General features: G+C 48.1%; 28 protein-coding genes and 1 pseudogene. 1 reads left to right on the forward strand and 28 read right to left on the reverse strand.

Annotation, left to right across the window (positions count from 1 at the left end; translation table 11 throughout):
* Positions 1–11 precede the first annotated feature (11 nt).
* The 22 genes and pseudogenes from DXB15_RS00290 to DXB15_RS16845 form a co-directional block, all read right to left on the reverse strand.
* Entirely contained in the window at positions 12–218 is a 207-nt protein-coding gene (locus DXB15_RS00290; protein ID WP_002578948.1) for a transposon-transfer assisting family protein, read from the reverse strand.
* Positions 215–811, reverse strand: coding sequence for a YodL domain-containing protein (locus DXB15_RS00295; protein WP_002304389.1), 597 nt, complete (start codon positions 809–811; stop codon positions 215–217). Before DXB15_RS00295 ends, DXB15_RS00290 begins: the two co-directional genes overlap by 4 nt.
* A gap of 13 nt (positions 812–824) precedes the next feature.
* Positions 825–1,670 (reverse strand): LPD16 domain-containing protein, encoded by an 846-nt coding sequence (locus tag DXB15_RS00300; protein WP_002304387.1) that lies wholly within the window; start codon positions 1,668–1,670, stop codon positions 825–827.
* On the reverse strand, positions 1,667–3,742 hold the full coding sequence (locus DXB15_RS00305) for a DNA topoisomerase 3 (RefSeq protein WP_002578949.1): 2,076 nt from the start codon (positions 3,740–3,742) through the stop codon (positions 1,667–1,669). The genes DXB15_RS00300 and DXB15_RS00305 overlap by 4 nt, the downstream gene beginning before the upstream one ends.
* 177 nt (positions 3,743–3,919) lie before the next feature.
* Complete coding sequence (locus DXB15_RS00310) at positions 3,920–5,152, reverse strand: ATP-binding protein (protein WP_002304383.1); 1,233 nt, start codon at positions 5,150–5,152, stop codon at positions 3,920–3,922.
* A gap of 151 nt (positions 5,153–5,303) precedes the next feature.
* The gene (locus DXB15_RS00315; protein WP_002578950.1) at positions 5,304–5,987 is read right to left on the reverse strand and encodes a DUF4366 domain-containing protein; all 684 of its coding nucleotides are present in this window, start codon (positions 5,985–5,987) and stop codon (positions 5,304–5,306) included.
* Positions 5,977–6,234, reverse strand: a complete 258-nt coding sequence (locus DXB15_RS00320; RefSeq protein WP_002304378.1) for a DUF4315 family protein — start codon at positions 6,232–6,234, stop codon at positions 5,977–5,979. The genes DXB15_RS00315 and DXB15_RS00320 overlap by 11 nt, the downstream gene beginning before the upstream one ends.
* A 14-nt stretch (positions 6,235–6,248) precedes the next feature.
* A complete protein-coding gene (locus DXB15_RS00325; protein WP_002304377.1) occupies positions 6,249–7,985 on the reverse strand; it encodes a C40 family peptidase in 1,737 nt (578 codons plus the stop codon).
* 3 nt (positions 7,986–7,988) lie between these two features.
* Positions 7,989–10,376 (reverse strand): VirB4-like conjugal transfer ATPase, CD1110 family, encoded by a 2,388-nt coding sequence (locus DXB15_RS00330; RefSeq protein WP_002588967.1) that lies wholly within the window; start codon positions 10,374–10,376, stop codon positions 7,989–7,991.
* Positions 10,336–10,770: a PrgI family protein gene (locus DXB15_RS00335; RefSeq protein WP_002304375.1), complete on the reverse strand. Its 435-nt coding sequence runs from the start codon at positions 10,768–10,770 to the stop codon at positions 10,336–10,338. The genes DXB15_RS00330 and DXB15_RS00335 overlap by 41 nt, the downstream gene beginning before the upstream one ends.
* 17 nt (positions 10,771–10,787) lie before the next feature.
* Positions 10,788–11,654 carry a VirB6/TrbL-like conjugal transfer protein, CD1112 family gene (locus DXB15_RS00340; RefSeq protein ID WP_002304374.1) on the reverse strand — a complete coding sequence of 289 codons (867 nt, stop codon included), beginning with the start codon at positions 11,652–11,654 and terminating at the stop codon, positions 10,788–10,790.
* A gap of 25 nt (positions 11,655–11,679) precedes the next feature.
* A pseudogene (locus DXB15_RS00345) lies at positions 11,680–11,763 on the reverse strand (Maff2 family mobile element protein); the annotation flags it as partial.
* 89 nt (positions 11,764–11,852) lie between these two features.
* Positions 11,853–13,517, reverse strand: coding sequence for a recombinase family protein (locus DXB15_RS00350; RefSeq protein WP_007884068.1), 1,665 nt, complete (start codon positions 13,515–13,517; stop codon positions 11,853–11,855).
* Positions 13,518–13,523: 6 nt separating this feature from the next.
* A complete protein-coding gene (locus DXB15_RS00355; protein WP_006858666.1) occupies positions 13,524–13,721 on the reverse strand; it encodes a hypothetical protein in 198 nt (65 codons plus the stop codon).
* A 242-nt stretch (positions 13,722–13,963) separates the two neighbouring features.
* On the reverse strand, positions 13,964–15,256 hold the full coding sequence (locus DXB15_RS00365) for a virulence-associated E family protein (protein ID WP_007884071.1): 1,293 nt from the start codon (positions 15,254–15,256) through the stop codon (positions 13,964–13,966).
* 13 nt (positions 15,257–15,269) lie between these two features.
* Positions 15,270–15,911 (reverse strand): CHC2 zinc finger domain-containing protein, encoded by a 642-nt coding sequence (locus DXB15_RS00370; RefSeq protein WP_014081132.1) that lies wholly within the window; start codon positions 15,909–15,911, stop codon positions 15,270–15,272.
* Positions 15,912–15,975: 64 nt separating this feature from the next.
* Complete coding sequence (gene mobQ, locus DXB15_RS00375; RefSeq protein ID WP_006859284.1) at positions 15,976–17,565, reverse strand: MobQ family relaxase; 1,590 nt, start codon at positions 17,563–17,565, stop codon at positions 15,976–15,978.
* Between the two features lie 152 nt (positions 17,566–17,717).
* Positions 17,718–18,077: an SdpI family protein gene (locus DXB15_RS00380; protein ID WP_006859274.1), complete on the reverse strand. Its 360-nt coding sequence runs from the start codon at positions 18,075–18,077 to the stop codon at positions 17,718–17,720.
* A gap of 287 nt (positions 18,078–18,364) precedes the next feature.
* Positions 18,365–18,667, reverse strand: coding sequence for a DUF3847 domain-containing protein (locus DXB15_RS00385; RefSeq protein ID WP_006859273.1), 303 nt, complete (start codon positions 18,665–18,667; stop codon positions 18,365–18,367).
* On the reverse strand, positions 18,664–18,996 hold the full coding sequence (locus tag DXB15_RS00390) for a hypothetical protein (RefSeq protein ID WP_006859272.1): 333 nt from the start codon (positions 18,994–18,996) through the stop codon (positions 18,664–18,666). The genes DXB15_RS00385 and DXB15_RS00390 overlap by 4 nt, the downstream gene beginning before the upstream one ends.
* A complete protein-coding gene (locus DXB15_RS00395) occupies positions 18,997–19,182 on the reverse strand; it encodes a hypothetical protein (RefSeq protein ID WP_033118356.1) in 186 nt (61 codons plus the stop codon).
* Between the two features lie 92 nt (positions 19,183–19,274).
* Positions 19,275–19,466, reverse strand: a complete 192-nt coding sequence (locus DXB15_RS16845) for a hypothetical protein (protein WP_154314213.1) — start codon at positions 19,464–19,466, stop codon at positions 19,275–19,277.
* 251 nt (positions 19,467–19,717) lie between these two features.
* On the opposite strand from DXB15_RS16845, the gene DXB15_RS00405 reads away from it, so the two are divergent.
* On the forward strand, positions 19,718–20,539 hold the full coding sequence (locus DXB15_RS00405; protein WP_006859270.1) for a helix-turn-helix domain-containing protein: 822 nt from the start codon (positions 19,718–19,720) through the stop codon (positions 20,537–20,539).
* Between the two features lie 44 nt (positions 20,540–20,583).
* On the opposite strand, the gene DXB15_RS00410 is transcribed toward DXB15_RS00405, so the two are convergent.
* The 6 genes from DXB15_RS00410 to DXB15_RS00435 form a co-directional block, all read right to left on the reverse strand.
* The gene (locus tag DXB15_RS00410) at positions 20,584–21,009 is read right to left on the reverse strand and encodes a hypothetical protein (protein WP_022261510.1); all 426 of its coding nucleotides are present in this window, start codon (positions 21,007–21,009) and stop codon (positions 20,584–20,586) included.
* A 43-nt stretch (positions 21,010–21,052) separates the two neighbouring features.
* Positions 21,053–21,532, reverse strand: coding sequence for a hypothetical protein (locus tag DXB15_RS00415; RefSeq protein ID WP_015514785.1), 480 nt, complete (start codon positions 21,530–21,532; stop codon positions 21,053–21,055).
* Positions 21,533–21,801: 269 nt separating this feature from the next.
* Complete coding sequence (locus DXB15_RS00420) at positions 21,802–22,011, reverse strand: helix-turn-helix domain-containing protein (RefSeq protein ID WP_015514784.1); 210 nt, start codon at positions 22,009–22,011, stop codon at positions 21,802–21,804.
* Between the two features lie 136 nt (positions 22,012–22,147).
* Entirely contained in the window at positions 22,148–22,306 is a 159-nt protein-coding gene (locus DXB15_RS00425; protein WP_118701713.1) for a Maff2 family mobile element protein, read from the reverse strand.
* Between the two features lie 83 nt (positions 22,307–22,389).
* Positions 22,390–22,782: a helix-turn-helix domain-containing protein gene (locus tag DXB15_RS00430; RefSeq protein WP_002304334.1), complete on the reverse strand. Its 393-nt coding sequence runs from the start codon at positions 22,780–22,782 to the stop codon at positions 22,390–22,392.
* A gap of 5 nt (positions 22,783–22,787) precedes the next feature.
* Positions 22,788–23,108, reverse strand: coding sequence for a hypothetical protein (locus DXB15_RS00435; RefSeq protein ID WP_002304332.1), 321 nt, complete (start codon positions 23,106–23,108; stop codon positions 22,788–22,790).
* Positions 23,109–23,118 lie beyond the last annotated feature (10 nt).

Genomic DNA, 23,118 nt, shown 5'->3' on the forward strand with positions numbered 1-23,118 from the left:
CTCCAATCCTATCAATCCGGATAAAGGTTCAGCTTCTCAAAGGCGGCATCGTCCATGGCTGAAACTTTACGGAGAACCGAGTCTGCCAAAGCAAAAAGCTCTGACTCGTCCTCCGAAAGCTGTTCCTTCATCAGTGTCAGTGCTTCACACAGCCCTGACCTTGTGCCAGGGCTGTAAAGCATCATCATGTTCCGCTCATCCTGTGTGAAATCCATCATTCAATCTCCCTTTCCGGGTGGCTCTTGGGCGGCTTATGGGAAACATCCGGCACGGGCTTTTCCTTTAACTGCTCCAACACCGAAGGACGTTCCTCTAATCCGGACGCTTTTCCGTTATTGATGATACCGTCAATCATCCCATAATCATCTTCCATTGCCATCTCTGCGTTTTTCAGGTAGTTTTCGGACTTCATAAAGTTTTCCAGCTTCTGAAACCCAACAGAATCTACATAGTGAAAGGATACCTCACCGACTACCTTTAAGGCTACGATGTCGCTGACCGACATACTGTGACCACGGAAATCATCCGGGTGGTCAATATTGAACTTTACATACAAATCTTCCAGCTGCCGATTCACATCCTCGGACATAGAAATGGAGCCATGATAGACCACCTCGTAACGGTCAATCTCAGGCTCCATTTCTTTCTTCTGAAGGTAGCTGTAATTTGCAAACATGAGCGGGATATTATCGTCTACATCTTCCCGCAGCTGAAGAATCGCATAGGAATCCGTGGGGCTTTCCAGAAAAGCAACCATTCTGTCATCCGGGGTGGTATTTCCGTGAACATCATCCCATTTTTCGTTTTTCATATCCGTGTCCTCCTTATCGTTCAGGCTCTTTGCGTTTGGGAGAGGGACTGGCAGGCGCAGCTTTTTCTGCGGCCTGTGCCAGTTTTTCCATGACCGACTCACGCTTCGGAGAGTCGAGCTTATCCAGCTGACTTTTCAGCACTTTGGCAACCTCAACCGCAGTTTCCTCACGGGCTTCTTCAATGGCTGTATTCAGGAACTCACGATACGGAGCCGTATTACCAGCGGCAAGATCTGCCTTGATTTCTTGGATATGCGCCTGCACATCATCGACCTGATCCATATATTCATAGGGGTCGAAGTTCTCTGCAAAACGGTCGAGCTTAAAAGCAAGCTCAGCGATAGGGTCATTGACCACCACCGCCTGTCTGCCGACTTCAAAAGCCTGCTCCATGACATCCTCATAGAACATTGCCCGCAGTTCCCGGCGCTCCAGCCCGAAGGATTCCAGAATATCCCGGCGGACTTCGAGCATGGACAGTTCAGGGTTATCAACCTGACCGCCATCAATCTCGTTGTAGTTTTCATCCAACAGGGTGTAGTCGTAACCATCTTCGCAGGTCTGCACCGCAAGGATTCTATCCTTTCCGACCTTCCATGCGGCTTCATCGCCCATAATCTCAGGCTCCGGCATATAGCTTGCGCCGTTGCGCTCCATAATTTCTGCAAACTGGCAGATATGAAACACATTGTATCCGATCTGCGTATGATACTCGTCAATGAAGGTGCAGGGCTTCACAACCATTTCATCCGGGTAGTGAATCTGCACACAGCTGCCATCGGGGATATGAAACAAATCCTTATAATGGCTGTCGATAAATCGGATTTCCTTACCATCCGGGTTGTACTCATTTGTCATTTGCGCTTTCCTCCATTTTCAAATTCCATACTGAACTTCGTTTTGCCATCATCTGATACCTCCATAAAGACGGTGGCATCAAAGGTGTTGCCCGTTCTTTCGGACTTGCAATTCTTGAGCTTTACCTTGCCGGAACCAAGCAATTTCTGCGCCGTGGCAGAAGTCATGCTCTTGCCGATGCTCGCAAAGTAGCGATTGTTTTTCCAGAGGGCAAATTTGCAAGCTCTGTTGGAACAGAAAAATGCCTTGGCTTTGTCCTCTACAGCACTGCCGCAGAGCGGGCATTTGCCGATAGAATTGGCTTCTTTCGACATCATAACCTCGGAATCACGGATTACTTCATAGTTCTGAATCAGACCGGCAATCACATCTTTGATCTCGTCCATAAAGTCCTCGCTGGCATATTCGCCTTTCTCAATGAGCAACAATTTTTCTTCCCAATCCGCCGTCATGGATGGGGACTGAATCTGTTCCGGCATGACTGTTACCAGAGCCGTACCCTTGTGGGTCGGAATCAGGTGTTTGGTTTTCTTATCACCCTTACGCTCCAGAAAACCGATGCGAACCAGCTTCTCAATGATACCGGCACGGGTCGCAGGCGTTCCCAAACCTTTGCGCTCCACCTCATCAGGCATTTCGTCCGCACCGGCAGTTTCCATAGCAGAAAGCAGAGTATCCTCGGTAAAGTGTTTAGGGGGAGATGTTTTCCCTTCCTTGATTTCCGTGCCGCTGACGGTCATTTCGTCACCAACGGAAACAGAAGGGAGTGTCTGCACGTTTTCGTCGGATTTTGTCGAATCATTTTTCTGAACCAGAGCTTTCCATCCATCCTGCACAACAGTTTTGCCTTTGGTGGAAAACACGGTACCGCCACAGTCCAGCTCAATAACTGTCTCTGCGTATCGGTGCGGATCGCCAACAGCTACGCACAACCGATTCGAGATCAGTTGCAAAATTGCAAGTTCACCCTTGGGAAGTTCGCTCAGATTGCATTTCTGCAATTCTCTGGTCGGAATGATGGCATGGTGATCTGTGACCTTTTTGTTATTCACAACCTGCTCTGCATGAACTGGTATGTTATCCACATCCTCCACGGGGAATGTGTGGAAAGCCAGCTTTACGAGGTCGGTCAGGCTATGTGCCATATCTTCCGTCAGAAACCTGCTGTCGGTACGGGGATAAGTGACCAGTTTCTTTTCATAGAGGTTCTGCGTGTAGTCCAAGGTCTGCTGTGCCGTGTAGCCAAGCACACGGTTGGCTTCTCTCTGTAAACTGGTCAGGTCATAGAGCGCAGGCGGCTTTTCTGTTTTCTCCTTACATTCAGCTTTCTGAACGATTGCCACCGAACAGCTTTGTTTGACAGCTTCGGCTGCTGCCTTGGTTTTGAAGCGTTCGCTTGCAGCCGTAAAACCATCCAATCCAATCTGAACTGTGTAGAACAGTTCAGGCTTGAATGCGGAAATGGCAGCTTCTCGCATAACAGCCATAGCAAGGGTAGGGGTCATAACACGACCAACATTCAGGGTCTGCCCGTAAAGGGTCGAAAAAAGTCGAGTAGCGTTAATACCAACAATCCAGTCGGCTCGTTCTCGACACAGTGCTGCTTCATACAAAGCATCATATTCCGTTCCAGACCTGAGATTTTCAAAGCCCTCCTTGATTGCTACATCTTCCATCGAGGAAATCCAAAGCCGCTCAAACGGCTTTCTGCACCCGGCTTTGTGGTACACCAACCGAAAGATCAGCTCGCCCTCACGACCGGCATCTGTTGCACACACAAGACTCGCAACATCTTCTCTGGCCATGAGCTTTTTCAGAATCCCAAACTGTTTTTTCGTACCGGCAGAAACCTCATACTGCCAGTCCATCGGGAAGATAGGAAGGTCTGCATAAGCCCATTTGCTGTACTTCGCATCATAGACTTCCGGCTGTGCCAGCTCCACCAAATGCCCTACACACCAGCTGACCACATATCCGTTTCCCTCTAAGTAGCCATCCTCACGCTTGGCAGCACCTAACACTTTGGCAATACTCTGTGCAACCGAAGGCTTTTCAGCCAAAACTAATTTCATTTGCATCTGCTCCTTTCACAAAAAAATAAGCAGCCACACACCGTAGTGCATGACTGCTATGTAAAAAGTTCGGAAAGGATTTTTGCAACCTGATACAATTTTCTGTTCTACAATCTCCGTCATAATAAAAATATCTCCATCATTTCAAAAGAGAATGACGGAGATATTTCACCTTGCTTATTCTTGTAGCAACCAATCGGCTATATCGTGAATTTCGATTCCTTCATAGCTATATTGGGGATGTTTGGTTCTGGCAATAATCATTTTCGGATAAGCGTCTCGAATCTGAAGCAGAGGAGAGCATTCTCTCTCAAATGTTTCCTGCCCGGAAATGTTGTCGCTGACCTGAATATAAATCTTTTCGCTACCTCTCTGAGCAACAAAGTCGATTTCCTTTTGATAGAGCTTGCCGACATAGACATCATATCCACGGCGAAGAAGCTCGATACAAACAACGTTTTCATATACTCTGCCATAGTCTATATTTCTGCTTCCCAGTATTGCATATCGAATACCGCTGTCACACAAATAGAACTTTTCAGAGCTTTCAAGGTATTTCTTACCTCGGATGTCATATCTCTTAATATCATAAAATACAAAAGCATTGCACAAATACTTAATGTACTTGCCGACGGTTACATGATTGGTTGGAGTCTCATTTGCTGTCAGTAGCTGACTGACCTTATTCGGAGAAGTCAGGTTGCTGATATTATCCATAAGGAACTCGCTCAGACGTTGTAAAACCAAAGTGTCCGGGAGAGTATATTTCTGTACCAAATCCCTTGTAACAATCGTTTCGTAGACCTCTTTGATATAGTTTGTTCTGTCTTTTTCGGTTCTATAAGCATAGGAACCTGCTAAACCGCCCTTGATAGCGTACTCATCAAAGAGCTTATCTTTGTCACTAATATCATCATAATACTGGCAATATTCCTGGAAGCTGAAAGGAAACACATGAATTTCAATATAGCGTCCGGTAAACAGAGTTGCCAGATCTGCACTCAACAGGAAAGCATTAGAGCCTGTTACATAGATGTCGTATTTTCCCTTAGAGTACAGGCTATTGATTGCCAACTCAAACTTGGGACACATCTGAACCTCGTCTACAAACAGGTAGTTCGTTTTTCCTTCCTGATAATGTTCTTCCACATAGGCGTGTAAGGCATGGTATTCCTTGATTTCTTCATACGCCAAATCCATGAAGTCGATGAAGATAATATTGATGTTTTCAAAATTGCTTTTCAGATACGCAATATACGCCTGCATCAATTTGGACTTACCAGATCGACGAATGCCCGTGATGATCTTGATGTCAGGAGTACCATTCAGTTCAATGATTCTATCGAGATATTTTGCTCTCGTGATTGTTTTCATATAGTCACCCGCTTTCAAAAATTGAAGTTTTTTCATTTCTCGAAACCGCTTCGCTGTACTTATTATACTGTCTGCTAATAGTATATGCAAGATGTCACTTTCAAAAACGCAAATTTTTTTATTTTTTGAAAGCGGAAACTATGTAAAGGCAACCCGAAGGCTGCCCCAGGCATCAAGCCTATCCTGTTTACACAGGTTCATTATCATCTTCATCGACGGAGCTATCTTCATCGTCGTCCTCAAACTCCGGATCGTACCCATAGTCCTCGTCATCGTCCACATAATCAGCATCTGGGTCAGGCTTTGCCGCTTCCTGTGCCTTCTTCTTTTCCTGGACTTTCTTAAATACGAAGAATCCACCACCACAGGCAAGCACAATCAGAGTAAGAATCGCCGGGAGCATATTTGTGGATTTCGGCTTTTCCTCCGGTGTCGGTTCTGTAATTTCAGGAACTGTTTCAACTACTTCCGGCTTTGTTTCCTCAACCGGCTTGGTGAACTCTGCAACTTCTTCCTCGTCCATCAGCTTGAGCAGGTCGGCTTCATCCACCTGATTCAGAAAATGCACGGTTTCCTCGCCCTTATCATCACGGTCAATGATGATATAGAAGTAGTTTCCGTTTTTGGTTACAGCGGTAATGAACTGCTTTCCGCTTTTCGTAGGCGAGCCAGCGTCATCAACCAAAGTCAGATTGCCGTCGGGAGTAAGCGGTAGCATCGGCTCCTCCGGCTCTGTTTCGGGAACTTTTTCTTCGACCGCAGGTTCTTCAGTCGCTACGCTTTCATCTACATAGGCAAATGCCGTTGTAGAAAACACGCCAAAACACATTGCACACGCCAGCAATGCGGCTCCAATTTTCTTAAATCTCATTCTGCGTTTCCTCCTCATTCATAGTATTGATCGTATCAGGCTTCGGAGCCATATCCGCAGCAAACATACGGAGCAGCTCGGAAAGCTGTTCGGGATTCAGGTTCGCAGCATGAACCATCTCATGGATTTCGGAATTTTCCTCCTCACGGTATCTGCGTTCCAGGTCTTTCACCTTAGCATCCCATTCTGCCCGTTTCTTACGGGCTTTTTCAAGGTCTGCACCTATTCTGTCTAACTTGGCACTCAATCGCCATCCCTCCTTTAGTTTCTGATTCTGCCGAAGCAGTAAAAATGCTGTTGCCAGTAATTCGATTCGATAGAAGCGTAGGAAATGGGGTTTCCGCAGTGGATCATCATACCATTGCCAACATAGATACCAACGTGTGATGCACCGGAGGTATCATAAGTGCCTTGGAAGAAAATCAAATCTCCCGGTTTGGCAGAGCTTTTCGGGATAATGTCGCATACGCCCATCAAACCGTTTGCGGTCAAACGACCAACACTCCAACCGTTTCCGCAGTGATTGATTACATAGGAAACAAATCCGGAGCAGTCAAAGGAGGTAGACGGGCTGCTGCCGCCCCACACATACGGGTATCCCAGATATTTTTCAGCTTCCCGAATCATATTGGCAAATCTTGTGTCTGTCAGCGCTTCGCCCGGAATATCATAATCGGTGTACTCGCCGCCAGGGGTGGCGTAAATGTCATTTCCGAAAATATCCGGTCTGTTGCCCCTTGTCTGAAGCAAAATTCTATATCGCTCCATATCATCTTCCGACAAGCCGGAATTTGAAATCACACTGTTCAAGCCCTTATTTCTGAGCTTCACATTCAGAATATAATATTCGTAATCTTCTTCCTCTGTTGTTGTCTCTCCCGTTTCGGGATCAGTAGAAGATGTTGTTCGTGTACGAATCTCTACTACTTCCGTCAGGGTCAGCTCATATTGTTGCTCAAATAGCCATTGCAGGGTAGCCTGCACCTCATCTCTGGTGTAATCCTCAAACTTCACCGTCAAATACGCCGCCAGCTCATAAGGATTGTGGTTGATTTCATCAAGGTCATACCGGTACTCGTCATATCCGCTATGAGTACGCTCGATATTATTGATTTTATTGCGGAGCGCAGCTTCCAAAGCCTTGTAATCATTGTCCGCACCAATAATATCTTCCTCTTTTGCAGTAAAAGAAGTTCCCAGAATGATCTGTGTGCCGCCTTGGAACATAGCCGAACAAGACGAGAACATCCCTGAGAGTATCATAAAAAGCAGTCCGGCAATCAAAACAAACAGAATCGTTTTAGAGTGTGTGGTGCAGAACTCCGTTACTCTTTCTGTGATGTTCTTGGCTCCCTGAGCTGCTTTGCCCGTTGCCTTGCCTGCACCCTTAGATGCAGAAGCCGTTGTCGAAGCGGTATTCTTACCGGCTTTGGCGGCAGCATATTCTTTCTTGATTGCCCTTTTCTGTTGCCAACGGGAAAAGGGATTGGAACCGGCATCGGGGTTGTCCTTTTTGAACTTCTCATACAGGGCATTTACATTTGCTTTATCTGACTTCTCAACCAGCTTTTCCGCCTTGTCGTAGGCTTTCAGCTTGTGACTGTAAACGGCATGATCGACGGTATAGACAGTGGATTCAACAGCCTTGGTCGTTTCCTGCACAGCCTGAACGCCGATATTATCATCCTCATATTCTGACACCGCCCGATGTGCTTTGGATGTGAGCGTGACTGCGGCACCACGGCTTGCCATGTGCTTTGCCACAGATGGGCGCTCGATTTCCGTAAACTCCGCTTTTTCAAAACGGAGCTTTGCTTTACGGGAACCGGCTGCATCTGTTTCCAGCTTTAGCTTCGGCTTTGCCTTTTTAGAAGCCAATTTGTCTGCCGCTTTTTCAGCCCTATCAACCGCCTTATCTGCACGGTCGGCAGCTTTCTTCACATGAGAATCTGCAAGGTCATCTTCGGTAAAACGGAGTCGTGTAGGTCTTTTCGCCATACATTACGCCTCCTTTTCCTGTGCCACCTCGTTTAACTTCGTGGTCATAATGCGATACAGTTCCAGATCTGTCGGGAATCGGTCAATGAACGGCAGAATCACATTGCCATAGAACAGAAGTCCTTCGCCCTCACCGGAGTTGGTTACATAGGACAGCTGATGCGGCGAAATGTTCAACCGCTGTGCCAGAATACTTCGGTCATCGCTTGCCTGATTCAGCATATAGATGAAATCAGAGTTTTCGAGGATGTTGGCAATCTCCGGGGAACGAAGCAGGTCTTTGACATTCTGAGTAATACCGGTCGGCAAGCCGCCCCATTTACGGAATCGCTTCCAGATTTCTACGGAATAGGTTGCCGTCTGTTCTTCCTTCAGAAGCAGATGGAACTCGTCAATATAATATCTGGTCGATTTACCGGCAGAACGGTTGGCAGTTACACGCCCCCAGACCTGATCCTGAACGATCAGCATACCGATTTTTTTCAGCTGATTGCCCAGCTCCTTAATGTCGAAGCACACCAGACGATTCTGAATATCCACATTGGTTCTGTTGTTAAACAGTTTCAGAGAACCCTTAACATAGATTTCCAAGGCGGTCGCTACATGGTGGGCTTCCTTTTCGTCCTGTTTCAGAAGGGCATCATACAAATCCTCAAGGATCGGCATATTCTCAGGGGCAGGATTGTCGAAATATCTCTGGTAAATCTGATGCACACAACGGTCGATAACCGTCTTTTCGATAGGCTGCAAGCCATCCTTACTGCCCATAATCAACTCACAGAGGGACAGGATAAAATCAGCTTTCAGTGCTACCGGGTTGTCATCCTCAGAGTAGTTCAGGTTGATGTCCATAGGGTTGATATAGTTGGTACTGGAGGAGCTGATTTTTACCACCTGACCATTGAACTTGTGAACCAGAGCCGCATATTCCGCTTCGGGGTCGCAGATGATAATATCGTCATCCGTAACCAGGAACGCATTGGTGATTTCACGCTTTGCGGAAAAGGATTTACCGGAACCGGGAGTACCCAGAATCAGTCCGTTGGGGTTCTTGAGCTTCTTTCTGTCCACCATGATAAGGTTGTTCGACAGAGCATTCAGCCCGTAATAGAGCGTTTCTCCACCATTCTGGAACAGCTCCTGCGTGGTGAAAGGCACAAAAATAGCCGTGGAACTGGTAGTCAGGCCACGACGAATCTCAATCAGGTTTTGTGCCAAAGGCAGGCTGCTCATCAGTCCGGATTCCTGCTGAAAATCCAAACGACGCAGATTGCAGTTATGCTTCTGGGCGATGCTCTGTGCCTGGAACACATTGTTCTCCAGTTCCTGCTCGGTGCGCCCGGTGTTCAGCACCAGAAATGTCACCATGAACATTCGCTCATTCTGGCTCTGCAATTCTTTCAGAAGTGACTTCGCATCTTTACCATAGGTAGCAAGGTCAGATGGGATAATGTCCATGTCATAGCCAGAACGCACAGCCTTTTTCTGTTCCTCGATTTTGGAACGGTCAAGCTCGGTGATGATTCTCTTGATGGTCTTAATCGCCGCAGTCTGGTCAACCGACTGGATGTGCATGGTCACGATCTGCGTGGATTCCATATCCAGAAAATCCGCCAGCATACGATCAGACAGGTCTGATGCCGTAATTGCCAGATAAGACATCGAACCGAAGATACTGCCCATCTGGAAGGTGCGGTTGGTCTTAAAGGCAAACGCCGTCGGAGCAATGAAGTCCTTTACGGACAGCCCGGATTCCACAAGATACTTCCAATCGAAGAAGAACTTATCATTATCACCCATGTGGAACATAGAGTGCATCAGATGCAGCCGCTCTTTGCCGTTCATGGTAGTGGCAATGACACCCAAACGCCGAAAGTTATTGAGCAGATCGTTTTCGATATGGTTGAGTCTCGGCTTTGCCTGCCGCATGGATTCGGCTTCAATGCCGAATGTCAGGTACTTGGTTTTGGTCAAGCCGTTGTTGCCCTGCGCCAACTGCTTTTTCAGCATCTGGCTATACTCGGCACGGACGGGATTGAAGCTGTCCTTCTTGAACGGGATACGGATACTCTTTTCAAAGCTTTCAGCATCGGTACTCAGGTTCATAAAGGAAAGCTCAAAGTGAATGGAGCTGTCAAAGAAATTCAGGAAACTGCACCACTCATCGAAGATGGCAGTCTTATCTTCCTGCTGTGCCAGCTGATAGTTGATGTCCTGAAACTGAATGGTCTTGGTGTAATAACTGTCAGTGACACGGCAGATGCCATCCGGGAACATTCTCTGAAAGGGAATGGACTGCTGTGCAGTCTGCGGAATACCGTTGTCCTTCTTTGCCCGTTCCACAACAGCTTTAATTTCTCGCTGCTGCTTCCGATTCAGATTTGCAGGCATTTTGATGTTTCTTGCCTGTGGCTTCTTTTTGAAAAACAATTCGTTCAACCTCCTTTTCCAGTTTGTACTGACGCATCAAAGCGTCATAATAGTTGTCCGTCTGATAAGGGCGAACCTTGGGACGAACGAATTTGGTCTGAATGAAGTGTTCTACAACCACTTCCAACGGCTGACTATCCTTTTCATACATTGCCAGAAAGAACAACGGTAACATGACGATCATCATGGACAGTGCTGCAAGGCTCACATTTCCGGTTGCTTTGACCAGAAAGAAAATCGGCACTCCGATGAGCGCCGCCGCACCAAAGCAAAGTAACTGCCGTTTCGTCAGATTGAAGAACACTTTTGTTTTTACCCTCGTCAGGTCACGAGGTACGGGAATATACGCTGCCAAACAATTTCCTCCTTCCCTTAGTGAGCGCTGAATACACCCTTCGCAAGCGAACCAGTCTTAAACAGGGTGAAGCACAAAAGGACGGTGTAGCCCATAACACCCCAGATAGAACCGATGATGTCATCACTGAATGCGATAGACTGAATCAGCACCGCATAAATGCCCACGCAGATCATAATCAGGAATCCCTGGAATCCGATTGCAAACAGCGAACGCAGATAATTCTGTCCGATATTGCTCTGTTCTCTGTTTCCAAAAGTGGAAAGCGGAATCGGGGCAAGGCTGACCATCAGATAAATTTCAATCATTCGACCGTAGACGATCACAAAGATGATGATTGCCAAAGCGGACATCGTGACCTGCACGATAAAGGATTGCAGGAACAAGCCGAGCAAAGGACCCAAATCCATTGCCATCAGCGTTTCTTCCATTGTTTCCAATGCCGAAGCATCTATGGCAGTATTTCCGGATATGATACCGGCGCTTGCGTTTATAACGTGCTGTGTCACATCAAACACAGCCATCGTGATATTGAATGTGTTTGTGATTAACATGACCGCAACAAAAGTCTTGAACACCCATTTGAAGAAGATCCAGGTTTCAAAATTTGCCAGATTGTTGTGGTCAATAATCATCTGAATTAGCTCATAACAGGCAATGAAGGTCAGAATCAAGCCTGCGATTGGGATAATCACTGACTCGGAGATGTTTCGTACCATGGCAAAGACACCCGGCGAAAAATTCGCCGGGGTCATGCCAACGGAGGTTGCTATCTCGCCAACCTGGTTGTTGACGGACTCAAACATCCCCGACAGATTTCCCATAATAGCTGAAACGAGCATTTCTTTCAGCCAGTCTGTGATCTGTTGGAGTATGCTGTCCAAAGGCGATTACCTCCTTGTTTTGTGATTAACCGAACAGTCCGGAGAGCAGAGGTACAAGGGTGGTGCCGATGAGGGCAACACCGCCGCCAGCCATGAGCTGTTTCATACCAAAATAGGTGTAAAACTCTGCTCGATGGCGGGCGGCGGCGTGTCAAGAAATTTATGGAATTTTTTTAGAACCGCCCCGGCGGGAACAGGTCAGGCCGTGACCTGTTCCACCTCCGGGATGGGTTTGAGATTAAAATGAATTTCAATAGAAATGTGTCGTGTCTTATCGCTGTCGATGTGTTCATGGACAACGATTTCTTTAATCAGACGGTTGAGGGTGGCAGCGTCCAGCTCCGTGATGTCGGCGTATTCCTGAATGGCGTCCACCCATTGCTTGGCGTCCACGGCAAGGCGGATTTCATCAGCCAGCTTCCTGCGCCCCTGTTCAACCCGTTCCTTTAGTTCAGCCTGTTCCTTCTGCGTCTTATCCAGCATGAGATTGAAGTTTGCTTCGCTGATACGTCCGGCAACCATGTCCTCATAGAGCCGCAGCACCATTTTTTCCAGTACCTCAATCCGTTCCTCGTGCTTCGTCAGGGAACGCTCCAACGCTTCCCGCTGGCCTTTCTGCTCGGCTTCACAGGTGTTGGTAAGCCGTCCGGCAACAGCTTCCCCGTCCATCAGGGCGGCCTTCGCACATTCCCGGATTTTGTTCAGCACAAGGCGGTAAAGGGTTTCGTACTCCACACGGTGCTGGGTACAGTGCTGTTTCCCATAGGCATTATAGGTCTTACAGGAATAAATCTGCTTCGGGTGCTTGTCGTTGGTGTAGCGGATAGTCAGTGATTTCCCACACTCGCCACATTTGAGAAGCCCCGCAAACAGGCTGATTTCCCCGGTCTGGCGGGAACGCTGCCGGGATTTCAGCTTGTCCTGCACGATGTCAAAGCTCTTGCGGTCAACAATCGGCTCATGCCGTTCCTCCACCACAATCCAGTCCTGCGGCTTTTTTTCCCCGATGGTGCCGATTTTGAAGCGGTAGTCCTTCTTCTGGGAAGCGATAGCCCCGGTATAGACGGGATTCATCAGGATGTCCTTGATTACCGAAAAATCCCACATATACCGCCCGTTTACCGGGTCTTTCTTTTCCCATTTAGTGCGGACATTGCGGAAGCCCCGTTCCCGGTTCCACCATGTAGGGCAAGGCACCTTCTGTTCTTCCAGCCTGCGCCGGATAAAGTTCGGGCCGTGTCCTTCCAGCGCCCAGCGGAAGATTTGCCGGACAATGGGGGCGGTTTCCTCGTCCACCAGCAGATGGTTTTTGTCCTCCGGGTCTTTCTGATACCCGAAAGGGGCGATACAGCCGGTAAACTGGCCTTGCTGGGCTTTCAGAAGGTAAGAGGAATGTACCTTCTTGGAAATATCCTTGCTGTACATCTCGTTGAGGATGTTCTTGAACGGCGCAATGTCGTTATTCTCCCGCATGGTGTCGATACCGTCATTCATGGCGATATAGCGGACGCCGTGGCGGGGAAAGAAGTCCTCAATGAGTGTGCCGGTCTGCAAATAATTTCTGCCCAACCTCGATAAATCTTTCGTTATGACAAGGTTTATCTGCCTGCGCTCGATGGCTTTGAGCATCCGTTTCAGGTCGGGGCGCTCCATGTTCAGCCCCGTGTAGCCATCGTCCTGATAGACTGCCACAACCTCCCATCCCTGCTTTTCGCAGTATTTTTCCAGCATATCCCGCTGGTTGGCAATACTGGCGCTCTCCCCGTCAAGGTCATCGTCTTTGGAAAGCCTGCAATAGATGGCTGCCCGGAAGCTGCCTGCCAGTATTGCGTCCATGTCTGTATATTCATATCCGTTCATCATAACCGTTTACCCGCACAATCCAGACGGAACACGGTTCTTCTGAACCTCATCCTTATTATACTCTAAATCTTGTGTTTTCGCAAGATTTTCTTTGCTGGTATTCTGCCCATATTTTTGGGCAATCAGGCTCACAAAGACGTCTGTGGCGTCCAGTTCGCCGTCAAAAACTGTGGTAACATGAATCTCTGTTTTCGTTTTTGCCATAGGCAGTTATCCTCCATAATAGAATAAGCCAGACAAGGAGAAGGTCGGCAACGAAGTCCGGCAACGGGCTTCAAAAAACCTGAAAACTATCTCTGTCTGGCAGTTTGGCTCTTATTTTTATTTTCTTTTATTTTTCTGTTGTTTTGGTTGCTGATAAGGGGAAAAGCCCGCAGTTACGGGGGGTTTCCCGGCAACCGGCTCGGCAACGGGAGTGCAACAGGGTCGGCAACCGGCTGCATTTTTCAGAAGGGAAGCTCCATCTGTTCCGTGACTTCCTCAAATCCTTCCGGGATTTTTTCAGCTCCGTTGCTGATGTCCGTTGCTTTCGTTTCACGCTCCCAGCCCTTTTGCCTGCCGTATTCCGGGAACACACGGGGGTTGGAAAAGTAATTCCAGCCCGTCACGCAATGGTTCATGATGTCGTTGACTTCCCGGATTTCCCATTGCTTCGGCTCGTCAAAGGGGTGGTTCAGGGCTTCCTTGAAAAGCTGCTTGGAACACACCATGCCGCCGGTATAGCGGTCAAGGTATGCCTGTATCATCCCGGCCTTGGTGTCCTCCGGCATGAAATCCCGCTGGTGTTCTTTGAGATAGCGCACCATTTCCGGGCTGAAAGACAGCTTAAAATCCCCGCTGCGGTAAACCGTCATGGCTTCTGCCCAGACCTGTGCAAGATAGGCTCTGGAAGCGGCTTCGTCCTCCAAAATGTGAACCTCGGCCTGTTCCGGGTACACCATGACCGGCAGGAAGCGCCGGTTGCCGGAACGGTCAAGGGGCAGGAAGTCAAGGGCATTGGAAGTGCCGCCGAACACACATTGCCGCAGCCTGTCCTCCGGGTGGGTTTCGTATGGGATTTTATAGACCTCCTTCTGTCGGCTTAAAAATGACTTGATTTCCTCAATGCTCTTGGCATTGGCGGTGGCAATCATCTCCGACATCTCGATAATCCAGTGGCCTTGCAGCTTGCGGTACACGTTATCATCATCCAGCTTCCGCAAATCATCGGAAAACCACTCGTCTTTTACTGCCAGCAGCCGGAAAAAGGTGGATTTCCCGGCTCCCTGACCGCCCACCAGACAGAGCATGACTTCAAATTTACAGCCGGGGCAAAATGCCCGGTGGATGGCTCCCAGCAGGAACAGCCGCAGGGCTTCATAGGTGTACTGGTCGGTGTCGGCTCCCAGAAAGTGGCGCAGGCAATAGCGGATACGCTCCTGCCCATCCCATGAAAGGCCGTTCAGGTAGTCCCGGACGGGGTGGTAGCCGTTTTCATTGGCAACAATCCCGATGGCGGCGGTAATCTTTTTCTCACTGGTAAGCCCATAGGTTTCTTCCAGATACAGGAGCAGATAGTTCATATCCGTGTCCGTGATGGCGGTGCCGATGCGGTGGTAGCCGATGGGCTTTACAATGTCCACTCGCTCGGTCAGCAGATTTTTTGCGATTGCCCCGGAAAGCAGCGGGTCATTCTGAAAGACGGTCAGGCAGTTGCGGATACTGTTGCGGACGCTGCCTTTCTCGGTGCTTTCCAGCATGGCCTTTACTTCCTCAATGCTCCGGGGCGGGGCTGCTTCTTGTATGGTCTGTTCTGCGGCCTGCCGTATCTTGGGCGGCAAGCTCTGCCATTCGTCTTTCAAGATTGCTCACTTCCTTTCCATAGTCAACGATAAGGACTGCCCGTTCCTCCATATCCGGGGAGAGCAGCACATCCAGCAGATATTCCACATGGGATTGCTTCTGCAAGGCTTCCACAAAAAGCGGGTGCCATGCTTCTTCCGGCATCTTAGGGGCATAGTCCCGTTTCCAGCGGCGCAGAAGATGGTAATAATCGGACAGCACCCGGAAGCAGTAACGCTCCATGCGGCAAAACCGCTGTTCCGGGGTTTCCTGCCGGGGTTTGGGTTTTCTCCTGCCGGGTGGTTCCCTGTCCTCATAGGGGATGGAGAACTCCTGCGCCAGCATGAGGGCGGCTTCCTTCGGACTGACAGCTTCCAGACGGGAAACAAAGTCAATCACATCCCCGTCTGCCTGACAGCCGAAACAGTGAAAGCGCCGGTCAACCTTCATGCTGGGGTTTTTATCAGCATGGAAGGGGCAGACACACATCCCGTTTCGTCCCACCCGGATTCCAAAATGCTCCGCAGCCTGCCGGGTGGTAACAGACTGCTTGACAGCTTTAAATACATTCAAATAAATCCTCCTGAAAATAAGAAAAGCGCCTGTCATTCTCGAAAAAGAAAATAGCAAGCGCCTATTAAAGTTCCATATCCTGTTTTTTCTCTGTGCGGGGCTGCTTCCGTTTCTCGGCCTGTTCTTCCCGGATACGCTGCGTCCGGCCTTTGACTGCCTGCTGGATGGACGGTTTCTTTCCCGGCTCGGCGGTCTGGCGGTACTGTTCAGACGGAAGAACCTGATTGAGCCAGTGACGCACATCCCGGAGAATCTTCACATCCTCCTGTAATGCGGACAACCGTTCCTTATATCCGGCAACTTCTCCGGCAAGCTGTGTCTGTTCCTCATTCAGCTTTTTAATGCTGTACTTCTTCTCCTTCAAATGCACCTTGAAATAACGGATAGCGGCATTATAGGCGTCCAGCTCGTCCCGATGGGCGGCGGCAAACTGTTCCCGTGGCTTCTTAAACCGGATGGCAGCATACTCCACATGAACCGGCTTATGGGCTTCAAAGTTGGCGATATGGGAAAGCAGGGTGTTGATTTCTTTCATACGCTGTTCTTTCGGCTTCATCTCTGCCCGGATGGAAACGGCCTGCCCGCTGACGGTATCCAGATAAGCGTCCAAACTCTGCACAGTGGACAGCTCCTTTTCCCGCAGATAGCGGATAGCTTCCATAACCTTGTTGAAATCGGCAACGCTGCCTGTAAGCTGGCCTTTGCTTGTCCAGCCTGTACGTTCCTCCCGGCGCAAATCCAGATATTTCCCCAGCAGCTCCGGCAGGGTGGGTTCCTTCGATTCCTGCAAGGCTTCCAGCAGGGCGGCTTTTTTCTCCTTCAGGTCTGCAATCCAGCCTTTCAGGTGGCGTACCATCTGCCGGATAGATTGCATAAGGGAATTGGCGGCTTTGATGTCCCGGTTCAAGTTGCCGATGTTGGTCTGTATCCCTCGTTTCTCCATCTGGCTGACTGCTGGCCCCATATGGACGGTGGGGATTTTATCAAGCCCCTGCCGTTCATAGGAACGAAGGTCAAGGCGCTCCGGGCGTCCGTTGGCTTCCAGATAGCGGTTAGCGGTAGCCGCCCAGCCCTGCCGCCAGATCTCTCCGTACTTCTGGTCGTTCCAGTCCACGGTATCCTCCTTGTGGCTTTTCCAGCTCCCGGACGGGAGCCGGATACGCTCGCCGTTCTCGTCAAGGTCATAAACCTTCCGGCTCTTGGGAAGCCATTTCCCGTTTTCGTCCATTGCCCGCATGGTCAGCAGGATGTGGGCGTGGGGATTCCCATTCCCTTTGTCGTGGATGGCAAAATCGGCAATCATGCCTTTAGAAACAAAAAACTCCCGGCAGTAGTCCCGGATAAGGTCGGCGTGCTGTTCCGGGGGGATTTCCCTCGGTATGGCAAGCACGATTCTCCGGGCAAGCTGGGAGTTCCATTGCTTCTCGATAGCTTCGGCGGCGTTCCACAAAGTATTGCGGTCTGCATACGCTGGTGGGGCGTGGGGCGGCAGCATGATTTCTGTATGGACAATCTCGCTTTTATGGGAATAGTATTTCTGCTTCTGGTCGTACTCGGAAAACAGCCGTTCCCCACTCTGGTAGGCGGCAGACGCAACGGCTGACTGGTGGTTGCTGCGCTGGATTATTTTTATATCATGGTGTGGACAGGGCATAGCGTTCCTCCTTCCTGTGGTTGATTTTGGGCAAAAGAAAAGCAGGAAACCGTTTCTGATTTCCTGCTTAGTGGTGTCGCTGGTAGGCGATTAGTATTCAGTTTTGAAGATTCGGGTCAGGTTGGCTCGATGATGGAAAGCTGTCTAATAGCTTAAAAGTTTTTGTTCGCAAATTTACTTGTAATTCCAGTTTCTGTTTTATAAAATCCAAAAATCAGAAAAATAATTCCAACAACTACTCCTGCAAATACGGTAGTCTGTGTAGAAATATTAAGAAGAAGTAAGGATATACACAAAACGATTTCTACCAAACCTAATGTTTTGCCAATACCAATAAAAATATTAGGTGCTATGCTTTGTGCATAATCCCAATGCTCTTGTGACTTCCGAGATGTAGGCGTATTGTATCCGTTACCGGATGTCATATCTTTTACCGGGTGCTTCTTTAAGATATATCCTACAAAAACCATAACAAAGGGTATGATGAAATTCAAAGCAATCAATCCATACATAAAACCATCTCCTTAGATAGTGTTCGTCATTAGCTTTATTATACTACGGGCAGTCCTGTTTTGGAATAGATAAATTGTAAACTTGCTGGACGGGAACAGCTTGCAGCGCAAGGTGTTCCCGGGCGGCAAGTCCACAAAGGGGTAGCTGGCGCAGCCAGCGCAGGGGAAGTGTAGCGTCCCCTGTGATGATTGGAAGCAGCCGCAACGGTGCTGAAAATCATCCGCTTTCCGCAGGAAGCCCCCGGCAGGGCGCAACGCACCGGCTTGACCGGTGTATAGTTGCGCCCTTACTCCGTAAGGGATTCCCCGGCTACCCGCCCTTTCACGCTTTCTGCAACTATTTCCTTCATGCCACTTTGAGAAAATGCCTGTTTCAGAATGTCCATCACATCCTCGTCTGTCAGCACTTCCGGCCTTAAAAGGAAACTTTCCAGCATAGCTCCTCTGGTACAGAGCCGGTGCGTCCGTTCCTTCCGGGTAAGCTGCTTCACCTGGTGTTCCAGTATTTTTTCTTCATGCTGCGCCCGCCGCAGTCTGGCTTCGCCTTTGGCAATCTCCTGATTCAGCTTTTCCAGCTTCTCATTTATCATGGCAGCCCTCCTTTGGGAAGCAGCGTGTAAATGCGGTTTGGTTCTCCCACACCCCGGCGCACCCGCAGGATAAGCCCGATGTCCTCCAATTCTTTCAGGGAACGCTTCACAGTGACGGGGCTGCGGGAGAGGGCTGCCGCTAATTCCATGATAGGAAAACGGACAAACAAAATGCCGTTGCTATCCTCTATCCCTGCCGTAAGGGTGGTGTTCAGCAGACGGGCATACATGACTTTTGCTGTGCTGCTGATCGGCAGCCGAAGCATTGCGGCGGGTAGCGGCATACAAGGCGGCAGAACCGTGTCTGCGCTCATAAATTCAAATTCCATTTAACTGATTTTCTCCTTTCGCTTGGCTCGTTTTGACAGGTAATGGGGGCAGTCTATCACGACAGCCCGGAAACTCTGCTTGCACTTATGCTGGCACTTCCGGCACAGGTCGTTGTAGGCCACACGCCCCCGGTCATTGAGGAAGAAGGAAAGCTCCAACTTCCGTTTCTTGCTCATTCTCGGCATAGTGCCTCCTATCATAGAAAATCCGCCCATTTCAGCCGTAACAACGGGAACAGGCGGATAAAGGTTTTTGGTGTCATGTTTCGGGGCGATTTTCAAGGAAAATACGGCCATAGAGCCGCTTTGAAATGCCCCATAGTATTACGGACGGGGCAGACTACACCCCGCCGATTTGTCGTGTTTGGGTAGCGTTTTGGTATCAGTTCTGCCGGGTTGTCCTGCTGTCGTTCCTGCCCCTGAATCTCACAGCGGCGTTTCGTTCCCGTTGGTACGCTCGCTGCGGTCAAGGTTCCTCCATTTCCTTGCCGCAGGTCGTTGCGCTACATCGCCGGGGAGCATATCCCATCAGGCCGGTCATTCGATTGGAAATAATCCATCGATGAACTGACTTAATCATAGCTCATTTTTGAACCCTTTCCCGTATGTCCATAAAATAGGAAAACCGCCCCAAAATCGAAAAATTCCACGATTTCGGAACGGTATATGGTATAATAAGGAATAACAGCGGCAGCCAGCCGCAGGAAGGAGCGATGTGTTTATGAAAACCCGCATTTCCGTACAGGAACGCCTGAAAGATTTACGGGTGGAACGGGGCTTGAATCTGGAAGAACTGGCACAGGAAACCGGCATTTCAAAATCAGCCCTCGGCAGTTATGAAAACGACAACGACGAATACAAGGAAATTAACCACGGCAGCCTGTTGAAGCTGGCAGACTTCTATCAGGTGTCGGTTGACTATCTGCTCGGCCTTACCAATAATCGGAGATATGAAAACACCCCGATAGAAGAATTACATTTGAGTGATGAAGTCGTGGAACTGCTGAAAAGTGAACGCTTCAATAACCGGCTGCTGTGTGAGATTATCTCCCATGAAAAATTTAAGGAATTGCTGGCAGACGCAGAAATCTATGTGGACGGGATAGCAACCATGCACTTCCATGACACAAACAGCTCACTGGCTGCTTTACGGGCTATGGTACTGGAAGAACACCCCGAAGCTGCGGCAGACCGGGCAATCAAAGTGTTGGAAGCCTGTCAGATAGAGGAAGAAGATTTTTTCTGCCATGTGACGCACAAAACATGGGACGTCATTCTCCATGATATACGCAAGGCGCACGAAAATGACAGCGAAAGTGCGCCGGATACCACGCCTGCCGATGAACTTATACGGGAAGTACAAAAGGCCATGCAATCTCCGGGGGACAGGGTTCAGCAATTCACGGAGATATTCTGCAAGGCGTTCCGGCTCAAATACAAGCGGCTCTCACAAGAGGAACGAAGCCTTTTGAAAAAGCTGTTCAAGAAATCCCCGCTGATAAAACAGTCTGGTATGAACTTCCGGCGCAGGCCGTGGAAATAAAAACAGCCGTTGTAGGATTTTGTTCCTACAGCGGCTGTTTTTATTTATGAATCTTCTCCAACAAAAGACAGGATATTTTCATCAGTTTGTAATGTAATTGTTGCGCTTTCTGAATCATCAGAATAAACTCTTGTTCCATATACGCCTGTAACAGGCTCCTCTAAATTTTCAAAAGTTAATCCGAGTTTCGAAGAAGAATTGTCAATCTTTTCAAGCGAATATGTACCTGTCCATTCTTGTTTATGAGTGTTATCTGTTAAGATAAAACTTTTTTCTTCAAAACTCAATGTCAAATCCAATACTGGTATGTCATCATGCACTGAACCTGAGAATAACATATTACCATCTAAATCAGTAATAAATTCTAAAGACCAGTTATATGATGATACCGACCGAGTTTGGGAAGAATCACACGAACATAAGCCTACACACATAAAAAAACATACGCATATTGCCAATAACCGTTTCATTTTACCTATTACCAACCTTAATTCACAACTGTTTTGCATTTAATTAGGGAAGTGTCACAGGGTAAGAAATAGCGAAAGCTCCACCGCCTGCCAAGGCATTATTAGCGGTAGCAACACCAGAAACAGAAACCGTTCCCTTATCTCCGCTATTACCTGTTCTTCCAGTATCCACATCAGTTTCGATTGTTTCTTCACCGTCGGCTAATTCTGCAAATGCCGTATTGGTGGATTTTTTGTTCATAAGCACATTAACTGTACCAGTCATACCAGTGAACTCCGGTTTTGGAGATTCATACCACGGTACATACAACTTCACATGAACTTGAATCCCATCATCCTCATCATAAGTTGCATAAGAGTTAATACGAACATTAGCGACTGCTCTTTTGGTGACACCATCGGAAATCATAACATCGGTTAAGTATCCGTCATATTCTCCAATGACTACCGGCTGTTGAGTATCCGTTATTTCCGTTGTTGTTTCCGCTGCAAAAGCAGGAACCGCACTCACAGAAAAAAGCATACAAAACGCTACCAACGAGGTAAACAATCTTTTACTAAATTTTTTTCATAAACAATACTCCTTTCTAAAATGACCAGAACCTACATTTTTTGTATTCAGTTATTGGCAATATGCTACTAACCTGCAAGCACACTCTCAAATCATAAAATGTTTCAAATGTACTTGTTTTATTTTATGATAGCACTTATTTACATTGGGTGCAATAGAAAATATACACCATTAAAATTTAAATTTTGTGCAAATCGAATCAAATATAAAATTATATCGCTTTAGATATTGTCCTGTTCTAATTTAATCACATTCATAATACCACAATTCAAGGCTTCACAAATGCGAACCAGCGTTTCCATGCTGATATTCTTTCCCTTGCCCATGTTGGCAATCATATTTGTGGTAAGACCGGCGGCAAGCCGCAAATCCTCTTTCCTCATGCCACGCTCTTTCAGTGTGTTCCATAGTGGCTGATAACTAATGTGCATAGGCTTCCCGCCTTTCTTTCCATCGTCAAGTGTTTTATACCCATTATAGCAGAAATCTTGCGTTTCCACAATATTTCTTGACTACACCGCCGGTTCCGTCTGGATTGTGCTTTTCCTTTCTCCGCTTTTATTACATCTAATTAGCCATGAGCTGCTTCATGCCCTGGGACTTTGCGCCGGGGTTATCGTTGCCGTAGCCCTCAAGCAGATTGATTGCACCCCAGATGCCAAGACCTGCGCCCAGAGCGATAACGAGAGTCTGAAGAACGGTTACTGCGCTATTGAAAAATGCCATAATATTTTCCTCCTAAAATTTGAAATTGTTTTGAGAATAGAAAAAGCCCTCCGTACTACCGGCATCAAAACCGGACGGAAGGCTTAGTTTACGAGAATCTTTTCAAGGAACTCCTCGACGGTTATCACGCCAAGTTTCTGTTCCATTCTGCTTCTTGCATATTCAGTTTCACAATCATATATATCACCACCACCTTTCATAAGAAACAGCCAATACATTGACTGCAACAAATCTTCACGAGAAGCACAGATTGTCGGTGAAAAAACGACAGGTGAAACCTTCAGAACCTCTGCGAGTTTCGCTGTGGTTTCTGCATTAGGGGTTCGAGCGTTTTTCTCATACTGAGCAATACGGACATCCGCTGTTTTCTCGGAATACCCCATCAGGAGTCCAAGCTCTTTCTGGGTAAGGCGGCGAAATCGTCTAACGAACTTCAATCGCTGCCCAATAGAGGTATCCGTGATCCACCAAGTCATTTTTTTTACACCTCGCTTTCTGCAAATTCTCGATATACAACCTCATTTTTTGCTCTGCGCTTGCCTACGGCTTCACTGGGAGCAAGGTCAGGGTAGGTTGCCTGCACTTTCTGTCTGCTTCTGCGGACAGTTTCAAACCCCGGAAAGCTGCGTCTATCCAGTTCCTTCAAAAACACAGGAACCGTCATGGCATGAATGTCGATGCCACGCAGACCGGAATAGTGTTCCAGTACCATCAGGTACAAATGATTGTCGGTATTTCTTGCCTTGTGGTCGTGTTCCAAGATGTTCTTAACCAGGGCAGATACCGTTTTCAGATTTTCCAAACAGAAACCT

The organism is Roseburia sp. OM02-15, assembly GCF_003481835.1.
In the GTDB taxonomy this organism is placed as follows: Bacteria; Bacillota; Clostridia; order Lachnospirales; family Lachnospiraceae; genus Eubacterium_I; species Eubacterium_I ramulus_A.